Source organism: Sorangiineae bacterium MSr11954 (assembly GCA_037157815.1).
Lineage (GTDB): Bacteria > Myxococcota_A > Polyangia > Polyangiales > Polyangiaceae > Pendulispora > Pendulispora albinea.
On record CP089984.1, the window covers coordinates 3,492,117 to 3,505,461 of the forward strand.

The window sequence follows — 13,345 nt, forward strand, 5'->3', positions numbered from 1 at the left end:
CGGTGAGCGTCAAGGGAGTTGTCCAACGAACATTCAGTGTATAGCGCACGAAAGATTCCCCGCCTTGGCGGGGTTAAGCACAACGGTTCCGACTGGAGTCCAGTCGCGGGTGTTACGAGTCCATCGTCGAGGGGTTCCACGTCGCGCGCCTTGGTACAGCGCGTGGCGGGCGGCCAAGAGTTCGACGTCGTGTCCCTCATGGCGGGCTGCGGGGGTCACGTAGCGAATCGCACTATGTATGTGTTCGTGGTTGTACCGGTGCACGAACTGGTCGACCCACTGGCGCCCAGCCTCGAGTGATGGGAAGGGCCTGCGCGGATATCCGGGTCGAAATTTGAGGGTGCGGAACACGGCCTCGACGTACGGTTGTCGTCACTGACGGACGGCCTGCTGAAGGAGGCGACCACACCGAGTCGTTGCAACGTGGCGAGCATGGTCGAGCCTTTCATCGGTCCACCGTTATCAGCATGTAGAACGAGGGCACGAGGATCAACGCCTTCCTTTTCACACGCCCATTCAACAATCCGTCCGGCAATTGCTGCGCTCTCCTCCGCATGCACATCGGGCTCACTTTTGCTTCACGCAGCCACCTCGACAAAGCACTTTGTGAAACGCCGGTTTCGCTCGAGAGGCTCAGGGCGCTGCGACCCTGCGGTCCCGCCATCCGTTGCACCATTTTCGACTTGAACGATTCGCTGTACGTCGGCACTGTCCACCTGCCAATGCCCCCTTGACCAGAGGGCCCGCTCGACGCTCGCTGGCTGCCGAACCGGGTGGACAACTACTCTGAGTGCGCCAGGTAAAGCCTGGAGAAGGAGAAAGCGAGATGAAATAAGCGGAAACCTTCTTCTCGAACCCAGCGGGTGAAAGTCCCGTCCGGAAAGGCAGGGCCGCCATCCGGAAACGAGTCTTGCGTGGCCGTAACGAGGAATACGGGTAACCGTGGCTGCCAAGCGTAGACAGTGAGCATGCAGGCCGTGTCATAGAGCCCCGAAAGGTTGACATCGTGGAGCCGACGCTTTTCAGAGTGCGGAAGGCAATACCGAGACGCCGAAAAGTCGGGCACGCCCGAAGGCCTGGCGAGGTAGGTCCACCGGGGTCGGAGAGCAGGGCATGTACGCAAGGGTTTGCCAGGAACCTAGGGAGATCCTGACGTCTCCGACCGCTGAATGGCGGCGGTAGCGCAGCGCGAAGGCAACGAAGCAATGCGCGATGGGCGGCAGGAAGTCGGAGTGCTCGATACGACCTGTGAAGCGGGGGAACCCTTCCCAAAGGGGACCCTGCAGAGGAAAGGCGGGCACCGGGCTACGGAACCGTTGAAAGGAAAGATGATGGAGACATCGGGCTCTATACCCATCTCAACGAAACTTGAACGGATAGCGAAACTGGCGCGCGAAGCGCCCGGCATGGCGTTCACCACGCTTGCCCATCACATCGACATTGACTGGCTACGCGAAGCATACCGGCGTACGCGAAAAGGACGGCGCACCGGGGGTTGACCGAATGACCGCGGGAGAATATGAAGCGAATCTGGAAGAAAATCTCCGGGCGCTCCTCGAACGCGCGAAGTCTGGCACATACCGGGCGCCGCCCGTGCGGCGGGTCCATATCCCGAAGGGAAGCGGGTCTGAAACTAGGCCGATTGGCATTCCGTCCTTCGAAGATAAAGTCCTGCAGCGCGCGGTTGCGATGGTGCTGGAAGCTGTCTACGAGCAGGATTTTCTCGGCTGCTCGTATGGATTCCGTCCTGGTCGTTCTGCGCATCAAGCGCTGGAGGCGACGTGGAGGCAAGCGATGAAGATGGGTAGCACGTGGGTCCTCGAGATCGATGTTTGCAAGTTTTTCGATAACTTGGACCACGAACACCTCCGAGCGATTCTGCGCCAACGGGTACTCGACGGAGTGCTGCTGCGGTTGATCGGCAAGTGGCTCAATGCGGGCGTACTTGAGGACGGGAGCATCATGTACCCGGAATCGGGAAGCCCACAGGGTGGTGTAGTTTCGCCAATCTTGGCGAATATCTACCTGCACGAAGCGCTCGATGTGTGGTTTGAGAAGATCGTCAAACCGCGCCTCTCGGGCGAGGCGCACCTCGTCCGCTATGCGGACGATGCAGTGCTTTTGTTCGCGAATGAAATGGATGCACGCAAGGTGATGGACGCGCTGCCGAAACGATTCGGCAAGTACGCCCTGACCCTGCATCCAGAAAAGACCCGGCTAATCGAGTTTCGGCGTCCGCCCAAGTCCCCACGAAGTGGTCTGGGCATTGATCGGAAGTTGGTTTTCTTCGGGAATTTTGACGGGCGATGGTCCCTTTTGGAAGCATGGACGATTCAAGTGGTCGGGATGCGCGGGAGTGGGCATATGAGGAATTTGGCCACGCGGAACTAGGCGATGCGCGGAGAACGGCTCGTTTGGTCCGTATGACGGCGTCGCTTGCGGCGCGGCCGGGGGGCCGAGTACTCGAAGTTTTTCGCAGCAGTGCCGAGCAACAAGCCGCCTACGATTTCCTGAGTAACGAGAAGGTCCGCAGCGAAGATCTGCTAGCAGCCGTGCGTAGTGCGACGGTTCGCCGATGCGCGGACGAGTCGTGGGTTCATGTCGTTGTTGATGGGACAAGCCTGCGGCTGACAGACTGGAAGAGAGAAAAAGGGTTTGGCGGCGTCGTAACCGTACGGCGAACGGCCTGAACGGGGTTCCGTTCGATCCGCGATGGTCTAAGGGTCGAAGAACGTCGAGGGTGATGCGATCGCGTGTGGTTTCCAGCGATCGGGCAGGAGGTTCGAGAGATTGTCGTCGGCGGTCTTGTCGATGCGTTCGAGAACGTCCGCGATGTACTCAACGGGATTGATGGCAACGCGTGTGCACGAGACGACCAGTGAGTAGAGCAGTGCGAGTTCCTTACCGGCGTCCTCGCTGTGGACAAATAGAAAATTTTTCCGGCCAAGAGCGACGAGCCTAAGGGCATTTTCTGCCAAGTTATTGTCCAGGCGGATGCGCGGATCGCGGAGAAAACGGCCGAGCGGGCGCAGGTTGCGCCATACATAGTGCGCGGCACGACCGAGCAACGTCTTCGGTCCGTGTGCACGACGAAGTTCGCGAGAAAGCAGAAGTAATCGCACAAATAGAGGCCGTGCATAGGTGCGCCGCAGCGCGAGATGCTCGGCCGTGCCAAGAAACGCGCGATGCTCTGCCTCGTGCTCGACACCGTACATTCCGGCGATGAGGTCGAGTGCTTCCTTCGCTTCGGGCACCTCCCCGGCCTCGAAAAATTTCCGACGAACGTGAGCGAGACAGCCACATCGCTGACGGAGTCCTCGCTTCTCGAGCGGGTCATATCCACGATAATCGTCGCACAGAAATGCGCCAGGCGAATCACCGAGGACCTCGAGTGGAGCATCGCCACCACGCGTGAGCTCAAAGCGATATCCCGTGAGGCGCTTGCCAACAAAGGCCCAGATAAACGCCTTCGAGGTTTGCTTCGTCAGCGTAAACGACGTCTCGTCGACATGGACGAGGAAGTCCTTCTTGATGACGTCGAAGAGCGGGGCTCGGAGGGGCTCGAGCTTTTGCGCCGCACGCCGGAACAAGTCATTCATCGTGCTTCGTGCGATGGGCATACCGAGCCGCGCGAACGACTGCTCGAGACGATAAAGCGGCGTGACGACAAGGCACTTCGAGACGACGAGGTGCGCAACGAAGCTCGAATCGTACCGCGTCTTGTCCGACCAACGCTCCGGCGGCGGCGCGGTAATGACGTATCCGTCCTGCGGAGCGCGTCGTGACGAGGGGCCGAAGCGGCAGCAAACTCGCGATGCATGAGGAAGCGAGCGAAGAGGCCGGAGTGGGTGAGGCGAATCGCGGCGTGGGAGGCCAGCGGGGAGAGCGCGGGCGAATATGCGAAGAAGCACGGGTGGAATCCACGGACGTTGGTGTGGTGGAAGAGGAAGATCGCGCGGCCCGAAGCGAGCACCGAAGTCGGCAAGGGATTTGTCGAGGTTGTGCCGTCGCGCAAGGCCTCCGCACCCGAGGTGCCTATTGCGACGACCGCTGTAGCGCGCGGGACATCCTCGCCTTATGACAGCATCGAAGTGGTTCTTCGCTCGGGTCGGATACTTCGTGTGCAGACGGGGGCCAACGTCACCGTACTTCGCGCGTTGATCGGCGTATTGGAGGAGAGCTGATGTTCTCGGCGAATGTCCGCATCTTTGTGAGTGTCGAGCGGGTCGACCTTCGCATCAGTTTCGATCGGCTCGCGGGGATTGTGCGCGAGCGTTTCGGTGACGATCCGCGAGGAGGTTCGCTCTTCGTGTTTCTCAACAAGGCGACCGACAGGTGCAAAGTCTTATTCTACGACCGCACCGGATATGCGCTTCTATACAAGCGCCTCGATCAGGGGGTATTCGTCGCGCCGCCGCGCACCGAGGGCGCCTCGCGTATGGAAATGAGTCCCGAGGCGTTTGCCCGATTTCTCGAAGGACTCGCCGTCGAAGGTAAGAAAAAGAATAGCAGCGTACACTGAATACATATCGCATGATGCGATATCGTGATATGCACGACGTTCTCGATGCATCGAGCCGTGTCGCCCGTCACGCCCCCCAATGCCAGCATCGCGGCCGCTCTCGTTGCGGCGCTGGCCCAAGGAGCGTCCTCGGATGCGGTGTCGAGGCTTGTGGCTGAGGATAGAGAGCTTCGCGAGCAAAACGCACGGTTACGTGCCGAAAGTGAATCGCAACGCGTGCGCATCGATGCCCTCGAGGCGCAGGTGGCATGGCTCTCGAAGCAGCTTTTCGGCGTCAAACGCGAGCGCTTGCCGGCAAGCACGTTGCAGGTGCTGCTCGATGCGACGATTCTCGGCAGTGAGCCATCGCCGGCCCCGGCCGAGCCCGAAAAGCCCAACGCGGCGCAGCCACTGGCCGGCCCCGATCGCGTGCCCCCGTCGCCTCCGAGCGGTGTCCGAAAGCGCCGTACTCCACATGGGCGCGGGCAGCTTCCCGAGCACCTGCCCGTGGAAACCGTGGACATTTCGCCCGGCGAAACTCCTGAGGGAGCCCGCTACATCGGTGAGGAGGTCTCTTACCGATTGGCGTTCCGTAAGTCCGGGTATACACGATTGCGTGTGGTCCGGAAAAAGTTCGCCCAAGACAATGACGATGCCTCGGTCGCCGTGCACATCGAGCCCGTGCCCGACGAGATGATTCCGCGCGCGTTGCCCGATCCTGCGATGCTCGCCCACACGATTCACTCGAAATGGGGCGATCAGATCCCGTACACGCGCCTGTCGAAGATCATCGCCCGGCATGGTGTGCGTGTGCCCGTTTCCACGTTGAGCGCGTGGGAAAAGCTCGCCGAGCCGGTGGCGCGCCTCGTCGTCGATGCGGCTTGGGAACACGCGTTGGCTCAGTGCCAGGTCATCGGCATCGATGCGACGGGGGTGCGCGTGATGGCAAGCCCCCACGATCGAAGAGCTCACATCTGGGTGCTCCTTGCCGATCGGGCGCAGGTCTTTTTTCGCTATTCCGCGCTGCACACGAGCGACATGCCGAAAAGCTGGCTCGAAGAATTTGGCGGTATCGTCGTCGCAGACGCCTCCAGTGTGTACGACGAATTGTTTCGCGCTCCCGGCGCGCCGAAAGAGGCCGGCTGTATGGCACACTGCCGGCGCAAGTATTTCTTTGCTTTGCCCACCGACACGCGGGCGCGCGGTTTCGTCGAGCTTGCCGACGAGCTGTTCACCATCGAGAGGGACATCGCGCACCTTTCGCCCGACGCACGCCTTTTGATTCGAAAAGAGCGCTCTGCACCGCTGGTCGAGATTTTCGCCAGGGCCCGCGATTGCCTGCTCGACGACCCCAGCGTGGATCCACGCGGGCCTTTCTCCCGCGCCCTTCGGTACAGCCACAATCATTGGGAGGCGCTCACGCGATTTTTGGTGAACGGGAGCATTCCACTTTCCAACAATGACGTTGAACGCGAAATTCGACATGTGGCGATCGGACGGAAAAATTGGATGCACCTGGGCTCCGACGACGCCGCGGAAGTGGCCTGCACATGGCTTTCGCTCATCGCATCCGCGCGCCACGCCGGACTCGATTCCGAGGAATACTTGCGCGACCTGTTTCGTGTCCTGCCGAGTTGGCCCAAACGACGCGTCGTCGAACTTGCCCCCATGAACTGGCTCGCCACGCGCGCCCGCCTCCTCCCCCACGAGCTCGAGGCTCCTCTCGGGAAGATCACCATCCCCCCGCAGCTCGGCGAGTCCCCATAGTAGCGCTGCGCTCGATAGCTCCGTCATTCGCACCGCCAAATCTAGGCCGCCTGCTCGACGGAATCACGACGCGGTTGGCAGGAGGGATACGTAATGACGCATCCACCGCATCGACACGCGACGACCTCGCGCGTGTGCACAACACGTCGGAAGTAGCCCGGGACGTACGAGTAAACCTCGGATGGCTTGCCGGTGCCGACGCTGCGAAAATTCGTGCCGCCGCAAAGATGACACTTCTTCAGCGTCTCGGGCACGGGCTCCGTCTTCTCTTCTGTGACGATGTGTTCCGCGCGAAGCAAAGCCTGCTCCGTGCGGCGCTCGGCGATCTCCGCTGGCGTCCTCGGTGGCCGCGCGATCTTGGGCATCTTGCCCATCTTCTCGGTACGCCTGGCGAAGGCGCGTTTGAGCACCTCGAGCTCGGCCTGCATGATATCCATTCGAGCTTGCGCCCGCGCACCCTCCTGTTCGAGGTACTGCGCGTACTCGCGCCAAGCGCAGGAACCGTGTTCGTCGTTGTCGGGAGGAGGGACCAATAAACAGCTTTGATCATGCACTCCGCCGAATGTCGATCCCCTTTTTCGCTTCGGCGGTCGTCTTCGCGGGTTTCCACATCGGTGTGCGTCGAACGAGACGAAGATCGACACCATCGAGCAGCATGGTGAGCGACGTCGCGTCGAGGTCGATGCATGAGGCCCCTTCAGGGATCCGCGGCAGCGTGAAGCGCCCAGATTCGAGCCTTTTGTAATAGACAACGAAGCCGCCCGCGCTGAAGAAGAGGATCTTCACGCGATCCATGCGGCGACCAAGAAACACGAAGAGGGTGCCACTGTACGGGTCGGCCTTCCACAAAGACTGCACGAGCGTCACGAGGCCATCGTGTCCGCGCCGAAGGTCGACGGGCGCACTCGCGAGGACGATCTCGATGCCGGGCCCGAGACTCAACACGCGCGCGCCGCGGCGGCCACCAGCGCCGCAAGATGCTCGGCCGTAATCGCTCCACGCATCGTGATGCGTGCCGGCCCGGCTTCGACGACAAGCTCGATATCGCGCTCCACCGTCGCAGGTCGTGTCACGACGACGGGCAGCAGGCGCGTGGGGCCTGCTGTGCGCGCGCGCCGCTCAAGCTCGGATCGCCACCAGATCAACGTCCGCTCCCTGACGCTATGTCGGCGGGCGATCCCCGCCGCGTCGCCGCTTTGCGCCAGCTCCTTGATCCGCTCAGCCCACCAGTTCGCATCATGTCTCGCCATGCGCGCAATGAACATCAAACGCGACCGCCCCGCACGGCGTCTTTGCCCGTACGGTTACGCGGCGTCGGATCCACGCAACTCGGAGCGAGTGGCCTCAAGGTAATACACGCCTATGCGGTATCCCCGCAGGGAGTGCCCCTCGGAGTCCTGAATCAACAGTGGTGGATACGAGCGCGGCGGAAGAAACGTATCGATTGCCAAAGCCGGCCGCTGGAGGATAAGGAGACTCGTCATTGGGTAGATGCGATCCGCGACGCAACGTTGGCACTGACCGCTGGTGGCTCGAAAGCGTGGTTTCAAGTCGATCGCGAGGGCGACCGGTACTGGACACTCAAGGCTTTGCGTGACTCGGGCGAATGGTTCACGGTTCGTTCTACGTATGCGCATCGATTTGTCTACGCTGGAAATCTACGTCGACTTCAACGATTGCGCGATGTCGCGCGCAAGGGGAAGGTTCGCGGAACGGTGGAGCTCGAACTGCGCGAGCGCGTGCACCGGACGGCACGCACGGCACGGGTCGTCATTCGCACGACGTCCGTGGTCTTGTACACAAAAGAATCCTACTCGGACGAGCGCATGGCCGTACTGCGTATTCCGACGTGACTCGGGGATCGATTCCAACGACACCCGGGGCCTCATTCCAACGTGACCCGGGGGCCGATTCCTGGGCACCCGGGGACGCATTCCAACGACACCCGGGGGCCGATTCCTAGGCACCCGGGGACGCATTCCAAAGGGGGCGGTCCCCCCCGCAGCGGCGAGCAGGGTCACAGCTTCATCGCGTAGACAGGCGCGATGTCGGAGCGAGTGTCCATGCGGAAGGTCCGAGAAGTTCTCAGATTGAAGTTCGAGTGCGGGCGCAGCCACGCCGAGATCGCGGCGTCGGTGGCAATCGGTGAGACGACCGTCGGCGATTACCTGGCGCGCGCACGTGCCGCGGGGCTCGCGTGGGCGGAGGCCCGGTTGCTGAGCGACGCCGAGGTGGAGGGGCGGTTGTTCCACGATGGTGGCCGTAACGAGCCGCCGTCGCGCGTGCCGATCGATTTCGCGTGGGTGCATCGAGAGCTGTCGCGTCCGGCGGTCACGTTGCAAACGTTGTGGGTCGAGTACCGCGATGGGGCGATGGGTCAGGCACCGCTCAAAGCCTACGAATACAGCCGCTTTTGCGCCTTGTATGCCCAGTGGAAGAAGAAGCTGAGCGTCGTCATGCGCCAGGTGCATCGTGCCGGCGAAAAGATGTTCATCGATTACTCAGGGAGAAAGCCACACGTCGTCCATCCATCGACCGGAGAGGTTTACGAAGTCGAGCTGTTCGTCGCGGTGCTCGGCGCGAGCAACTATACGTACGCCGAGGCGACGCGCACGCAGAAGGTCGCCGACTTCGTCGGCTCGACGATCCGCGCCTTCGAGTACTTCGGCTGCGTCCCCGAGGTCGTCGTGCCCGATCAACTTCGCAGCGCCGTTTCGGGGCCGGATCGGTACGAGCCGGACATCAACCCGACCTACCTCGAGATGGCGCAGCACTACGGCGTAACGGTGATTCCGGCGCGGCCGAGAAAGCCGAGGGACAAAGCGAAGGTCGAGGGAGGCGTTTTGATCGCGCAGCGGTGGATCCTCGCGGCGCTCCGGAATCGGACTTTCTTCTCACCCGGTGAGCTCAATGTGGCGGTCCGCGAGCTGCTCGAGCAGCTCAACAAGCGCCCGTTTCAAAAGCTCGAAGGATGCCGGCACTCGGCCTTCGAGACGATCGACAAGCCCGCCATGCGCCCTCTGCCCGCTCACCGCTACCAGATCGCGAAGTGGCGAAAGGTGAAGGTCAATATTGATTACTGCGTCGACTACGAGCACCGACTGTACAGCGTGCCGTACACGATGGTGGGGGCCGAGGTGGAGATTCGTGCAACCGCGACGAGTGTCGAGATCCTGCACCAGAGCGAGCGCGTGGCGTCCCACGTGCGCAGTTATGGTCCGAAGGGCACGGCGGTGATCTGCGACGAACACCGGCCACGCGAGCACCGCGACTATGGCAAGTGGCCGCCCGAGCGCGTGGTCGCGTGGGCCGAGAGCATTGGCGATCAGGTCGGTGAATTCGCGCGTCGGGCTCTCGGGCAGCGTACGCACCCAGAGACCGGATACCGTACCTGCCTCGGGGTGATTCGGCTCGCCGACCGATACGGCAAGGCTCGCGTGAATGCGGCGTGTGCTCGTGCGCTGAGCATCGGCAGCCCCACGTGCAAGAGCGTGACGGCGATTCTCAAAAATGGCCTCGACCGCGCGCCGCGGGTCGAGCCCCCAACTCGAGCGCCCATCGCGCACGAGCACATTCGCGGCGCAAGCTACTTCGATACGGAGGATGAACGTGATCCTGGAAGAAACGATTCAGAAGCTCGTCGAGATGAAGCTGCACGTGATGGCACAGACGGTGCGCGAGATGCACGCGTCTCCCCCGACGGAACCCCTCTCCACTGACGAGGTGATCGGGATGATGATCGACCGCGAATGGGTGGCACGGGAAAACAAGCGACTCGAACGTTTGCTCAAAGACGCCCGAATACCCAATGGCGTGAGCCTCGAAGAGCTATCGTGCGAAGCAGGCCGCGGTGTCGACCGCTCCTTCGCGCGTACGCTCGGGGCTTGCCACTGGGTCCGAGCGAAACAGAACGTGATCGTGGTCGGAGCAACGGGAGGCGGAAAGAGCTTTCTCGGTGCAGCCCTCGCCCAAGCGGCGTGCCGGCAAGGCTTTCGGGCGCTCTGCATTCGCACGTCGCGCCTGCTGGAGCAGCTCGCCGTCGCGCGTGCCGCGGGCACCTACGCCCAGGCGCTCGCGCGCATCGCGAAGATGTCGGTCCTCGTGCTCGACGATTTTCTGTTGTCGCCGATGACGGAGATCGAGCGGCGCGATCTGCTCGAAGTGCTGGAGGATCGGTACGACCAATCGTCGACGGTGATCACGTCGCAACTTCCGACGAAAACTTGGCATCAAGCCATCGGCGAAGCGACAATGGCGGACGCCATCTGCGACCGCCTCGTGCACAACGCCCACGTGGTGACCCTTCGGGGCGGCTCGATGCGGAAGAAGAAGGCGATTGCCCCCGAGGTGACCGAAACGAAAACCTGACCACGCTCGTCGCTACGCTCCGGGCCCCGCGTCATGTCGGATTGAGCCCCCGCGTCGGCTTGGAACAGCTCCCCGGGTCCTTCGGAATATGCACGTACCGCTCAACGTGGTGGACGTGAAGGAGGTGGGGACGCCACCACGAGGCGAAAAGGCGTTGCACTGGCGCTTGCTCACGAACCACGGCATCGTGACTCGCGAAGACGTTGATGGCATTCTTCACGGATATGTACAGCGCTGGAAGATTGAGGAACTACATCGAGTTTGGAAGTCCGGTGCGTGCTGCGTCGAGCAGTCGCAGCTGCGTTCGGCGGAGCGCGTTATCAAGTGGGCGATTCTAGCCGTGGTGACTGCCGCTCGAATCGAACGGTTACGCATGCTCGCCCGGGCGAAGCCTGACGCTCCGGCGTCGCTCGAATTCAACGACTATGAGCTTCGTGCGCTCGTCCTCATGAAACGAAAGTACGCGAAGAAAACCGAATCAATTCCCGACGACATTCCCACAATTGCCGACGCGATCCGCTGGATCGCGCAACTGGGCGGGCACGCCGGTCACGCTTCAAGTGGCCGACCTGGCTCAGTGACACTGCGGCGCGGCCTCGAATTCATTACGCCCGTCGCGATCGCGCTCGAACTCCTTGAAAACGAGAATAAATTGTGACGAATGCCCAGACGAAGTGGTGGGAAACGAGACCCGAAACCGCCGACATTCGACTTGCTTGGCTTCACCCACTATTGGGGAATGTCACGCAAAGCAAACTGGGTCATCTATCGCCGAACGGCTTCGGACCGCTTCCGCCGAGCTCTCAAGCGGGTCGCGAACTGGTGCCGGGAGCACCTTCACGACGAAGTCCGCGCACAGCAGCAGGCCCTCGTGAGAAAACTGCGCGGACATTACCAGTACTTTGGTATCACTGGGAACTTCGCGGCACTCAGTCGTTTTCTCCACGAGGTGAAGGGGGTCTGGCGGCGGTGGCTGGATCGCCGTTCGCAGAAGGCACGCATGTCCTGGGATCGCATGCAGCGGCTACTGGGGCGATACCCGCTCCCGACACCGCGCATTGCGTACCCACTCCTCCCAAGAGCAGCGAATCCGTGACCTGACGAGCCGGATGCCTTAATTGGGCACGTCCGGATCCGTGGGAGCCCTGGGAGGGACGACCTCCCAGGGCCACCCGACCGCAGGGGAGGTTCAACCGACGAATCGCTCGCCCGACGCATCCGCGAGCTCGAAGCGCAACTCGCCGACGCCCTTCGCCAGCGGGATCAGCTCGCCCGCGAGAGGGACAAGCTCCGGCGCGCCTATGACGGGCTGCTCGTCGAGCTCGAACGACTTCGCCGCCGCATCTATCTGGCGAAGGCCGAGCGGGGGTCGACGCGCAACAGTTGGAGCTGGAGTTCGCGGCGAAACGCAAGGAGCTCGAAAAGCTAGCCGAGCTCCTGCAGAGCGCCTCGGACGTCGAGGTCAACGCCAAGACAGACGAGCTGGTGTCGCCAGCAGACGAGCCAGCGTCTTCGCCTGCAAACCCGCCCAACTTCGCACCCCACTCGGGTTTCGGAAGAACGGTGCTTCACGCAGCGCGTACCCTAGCGGATGTACTCGCGCTGGAGTGCAGCGTTTGGCGGCGGCGAGCGCGTCTTCGAAGACGCCACGCGCCGCAACATCGTTCCCGGCGTCGCCAGGTGCTTGGAGAGGTTGCGTCGGAACGCCTCGAGCTCCTTCGGCGCCGGCGGCGGGCTCGTGCTGCACTTCTTCGTTTGTCGCTCCATGAAGTCCTCGGTTCGGCGCGGGAATGTGCGCGCCATCACAGCGGCGGCCTCGCCGCTCGTGGGGTCCGAAGAGCGAGCACCGTGCCGGTCGACTCGATCGAGAATTTCGGTGGCTCGCCTCCGCCCGCGGGTGTCGGGCCAGATCTGGGCCTGTCCCGGACATCACCTGTCCGAGGTGCCAACGAAGCGCGCTCTCCGAGCACAGCCCTGAGCTCGGACAAGTTTCTCGCGCGTGTTGCCGTCGATTCGAGGCACCCATCGCATGGCCACCTACGAAATCGAACTTGCTCCACCCCCCCCGACCGATACCCGACAGCGCGAGCTTTGGCTCCAGCATGCCGCGGGCGTGATCCGTTTCGCGGACGTGCGCAAGTACGCGCTTGAGCGCCTCGACCCGACATTGGACGAGGGCGCGGTGATGGTGGCGACCAAGGCCATCGACGACACGCTGTACGGCTGATGATGATCGTCGATGGCGTCACCGGGAGCGTCGAGGGACCGGCAGGTTCGCTTCTGCGCACGGGGTGCCCTATGCTACGCCCGAATAAACCCACGCCAGGCGAAAGTGAGGCTCGGATGACGAGGATCGAGCAGGTGCCCTCGGACACCGTCAAAGACGATTCCGCCCAACCAGCAGGATCGCACGCGAGCCGCCTACGCATCCCGAGATTCATCTTCCCCTGGCCACCGGCGATCCACCCGGACGTGGACAGCGTCGAACTCGGCGCACGGGCTTTCGCCGAGCGTTTCGGCCTCGTCCCCAACGACACCTACCGCGCCCGTCTGGCCAGAGCGCAGTACGGCCGCTTTGCGGCGCGCTGCTATCCCAAGGCCGACCGCGAACTGGTGCAGATCCTCGCCGACTACGTGTTGCCGAGCGTGTCGATGCGCAGAATTCGGTGCAGCCCGGTCGCCGCGTGAACGCGGATGATCCGGGCTGCC

General features: G+C 62.4%; 15 protein-coding genes and 1 pseudogene. 10 read left to right on the forward strand and 6 right to left on the reverse strand.

What is annotated here, in order from left to right:
• Positions 1-33 precede the first annotated feature (33 nt).
• A pseudogene (locus LZC94_13700) lies at positions 34-512 on the reverse strand (integrase core domain-containing protein).
• 991 nt (positions 513-1,503) lie between these two features.
• Between LZC94_13700 and LZC94_13705 the strand changes: the two are divergent.
• Entirely contained in the window at positions 1,504-2,391 is an 888-nt protein-coding gene (locus LZC94_13705) for a hypothetical protein (protein ID WXB18303.1), read from the forward strand.
• A gap of 326 nt (positions 2,392-2,717) precedes the next feature.
• Here the strand turns inward: LZC94_13705 and LZC94_13710 are convergent, their stop codons facing one another.
• Positions 2,718-3,911 carry an IS66 family transposase gene (locus tag LZC94_13710; GenBank protein ID WXB18304.1) on the reverse strand — a complete coding sequence of 398 codons (1,194 nt, stop codon included), beginning with the start codon at positions 3,909-3,911 and terminating at the stop codon, positions 2,718-2,720.
• Here LZC94_13710 and LZC94_13715 point away from each other — a divergent pair.
• The 3 genes from LZC94_13715 (at position 3,849) to LZC94_13725 (ending at position 6,268) form a co-directional block, all read left to right on the forward strand.
• Positions 3,849-4,184 carry a hypothetical protein gene (locus LZC94_13715; GenBank protein ID WXB20391.1) on the forward strand — a complete coding sequence of 112 codons (336 nt, stop codon included), beginning with the start codon at positions 3,849-3,851 and terminating at the stop codon, positions 4,182-4,184. The genes LZC94_13710 and LZC94_13715 overlap by 63 nt on opposite strands.
• Positions 4,184-4,522: an IS66 family insertion sequence element accessory protein TnpB gene (gene tnpB, locus LZC94_13720; GenBank protein WXB18305.1), complete on the forward strand. Its 339-nt coding sequence runs from the start codon at positions 4,184-4,186 to the stop codon at positions 4,520-4,522. Before LZC94_13715 ends, tnpB (LZC94_13720) begins: the two co-directional genes overlap by 1 nt.
• A gap of 216 nt (positions 4,523-4,738) precedes the next feature.
• Positions 4,739-6,268 carry an IS66 family transposase gene (locus LZC94_13725; GenBank protein WXB18306.1) on the forward strand — a complete coding sequence of 510 codons (1,530 nt, stop codon included), beginning with the start codon at positions 4,739-4,741 and terminating at the stop codon, positions 6,266-6,268.
• 41 nt (positions 6,269-6,309) lie between these two features.
• On the opposite strand, the gene LZC94_13730 is transcribed toward LZC94_13725, so the two are convergent.
• The 3 genes from LZC94_13730 to LZC94_13740 all read right to left on the reverse strand — a co-directional run bounded on the left by LZC94_13730 (position 6,310) and on the right by LZC94_13740 (position 7,536).
• The gene (locus LZC94_13730; protein ID WXB18307.1) at positions 6,310-6,696 is read right to left on the reverse strand and encodes an IS66 family transposase zinc-finger binding domain-containing protein; all 387 of its coding nucleotides are present in this window, start codon (positions 6,694-6,696) and stop codon (positions 6,310-6,312) included.
• A gap of 118 nt (positions 6,697-6,814) precedes the next feature.
• The gene (gene tnpB / locus LZC94_13735; GenBank protein ID WXB18308.1) at positions 6,815-7,213 is read right to left on the reverse strand and encodes an IS66 family insertion sequence element accessory protein TnpB; all 399 of its coding nucleotides are present in this window, start codon (positions 7,211-7,213) and stop codon (positions 6,815-6,817) included.
• Positions 7,207-7,536: a hypothetical protein gene (locus LZC94_13740; GenBank protein ID WXB18309.1), complete on the reverse strand. Its 330-nt coding sequence runs from the start codon at positions 7,534-7,536 to the stop codon at positions 7,207-7,209. Before LZC94_13740 ends, tnpB (LZC94_13735) begins: the two co-directional genes overlap by 7 nt.
• A gap of 114 nt (positions 7,537-7,650) precedes the next feature.
• Between LZC94_13740 and LZC94_13745 the strand changes: the two genes are divergently transcribed.
• The 4 genes from LZC94_13745 to LZC94_13760 all read left to right on the forward strand — a co-directional run bounded on the left by LZC94_13745 (position 7,651) and on the right by LZC94_13760 (position 11,294).
• Positions 7,651-8,121: a hypothetical protein gene (locus tag LZC94_13745; protein ID WXB18310.1), complete on the forward strand. Its 471-nt coding sequence runs from the start codon at positions 7,651-7,653 to the stop codon at positions 8,119-8,121.
• Positions 8,122-8,313: 192 nt separating this feature from the next.
• Positions 8,314-9,987, forward strand: a complete 1,674-nt coding sequence (gene istA / locus LZC94_13750; protein ID WXB18311.1) for an IS21 family transposase — start codon at positions 8,314-8,316, stop codon at positions 9,985-9,987.
• Positions 9,950-10,636, forward strand: coding sequence for an IS21-like element helper ATPase IstB (gene istB, locus LZC94_13755; protein ID WXB20185.1), 687 nt, complete (start codon positions 9,950-9,952; stop codon positions 10,634-10,636). Before istA ends, istB begins: the two co-directional genes overlap by 38 nt.
• An 88-nt stretch (positions 10,637-10,724) precedes the next feature.
• On the forward strand, positions 10,725-11,294 hold the full coding sequence (locus LZC94_13760) for a hypothetical protein (GenBank protein WXB18312.1): 570 nt from the start codon (positions 10,725-10,727) through the stop codon (positions 11,292-11,294).
• Between the two features lie 926 nt (positions 11,295-12,220).
• Here the strand turns inward: LZC94_13760 and LZC94_13765 are convergent.
• On the reverse strand, positions 12,221-12,403 hold the full coding sequence (locus tag LZC94_13765; GenBank protein WXB18313.1) for a hypothetical protein: 183 nt from the start codon (positions 12,401-12,403) through the stop codon (positions 12,221-12,223).
• A 262-nt stretch (positions 12,404-12,665) separates the two neighbouring features.
• On the opposite strand from LZC94_13765, the gene LZC94_13770 reads away from it, so the two are divergent.
• Together LZC94_13770 and LZC94_13775 are read left to right on the forward strand one after the other, a co-directional pair.
• A complete protein-coding gene (locus LZC94_13770; protein ID WXB18314.1) occupies positions 12,666-12,863 on the forward strand; it encodes a hypothetical protein in 198 nt (65 codons plus the stop codon).
• A gap of 116 nt (positions 12,864-12,979) precedes the next feature.
• A complete protein-coding gene (locus tag LZC94_13775; GenBank protein ID WXB18315.1) occupies positions 12,980-13,324 on the forward strand; it encodes a hypothetical protein in 345 nt (114 codons plus the stop codon).
• The last annotated feature ends 21 nt before the right edge of the window (positions 13,325-13,345 follow it).

Coding starts and splice junctions, on each gene's coding strand:
- LZC94_13705 (WXB18303.1), top strand. CDS start 1,504: ATGACCGCGGGAGAATATGAAGCGAATCTGGAAGAAAATCTCCGGGCG.
- istA (WXB18311.1), top strand. CDS start 8,314: ATGTCGGAGCGAGTGTCCATGCGGAAGGTCCGAGAAGTTCTCAGATTG.
- LZC94_13765 (WXB18313.1), bottom strand. CDS start 12,403: ATGGAGCGACAAACGAAGAAGTGCAGCACGAGCCCGCCGCCGGCGCCG.
- istB (WXB20185.1), top strand. CDS start 9,950: ATGCACGCGTCTCCCCCGACGGAACCCCTCTCCACTGACGAGGTGATC.
- LZC94_13775 (WXB18315.1), top strand. CDS start 12,980: ATGACGAGGATCGAGCAGGTGCCCTCGGACACCGTCAAAGACGATTCC.
- LZC94_13730 (WXB18307.1), bottom strand. CDS start 6,696: ATGCAGGCCGAGCTCGAGGTGCTCAAACGCGCCTTCGCCAGGCGTACC.
- LZC94_13770 (WXB18314.1), top strand. CDS start 12,666: ATGGCCACCTACGAAATCGAACTTGCTCCACCCCCCCCGACCGATACC.
- tnpB (WXB18305.1), top strand. CDS start 4,184: ATGTTCTCGGCGAATGTCCGCATCTTTGTGAGTGTCGAGCGGGTCGAC.
- LZC94_13760 (WXB18312.1), top strand. CDS start 10,725: ATGCACGTACCGCTCAACGTGGTGGACGTGAAGGAGGTGGGGACGCCA.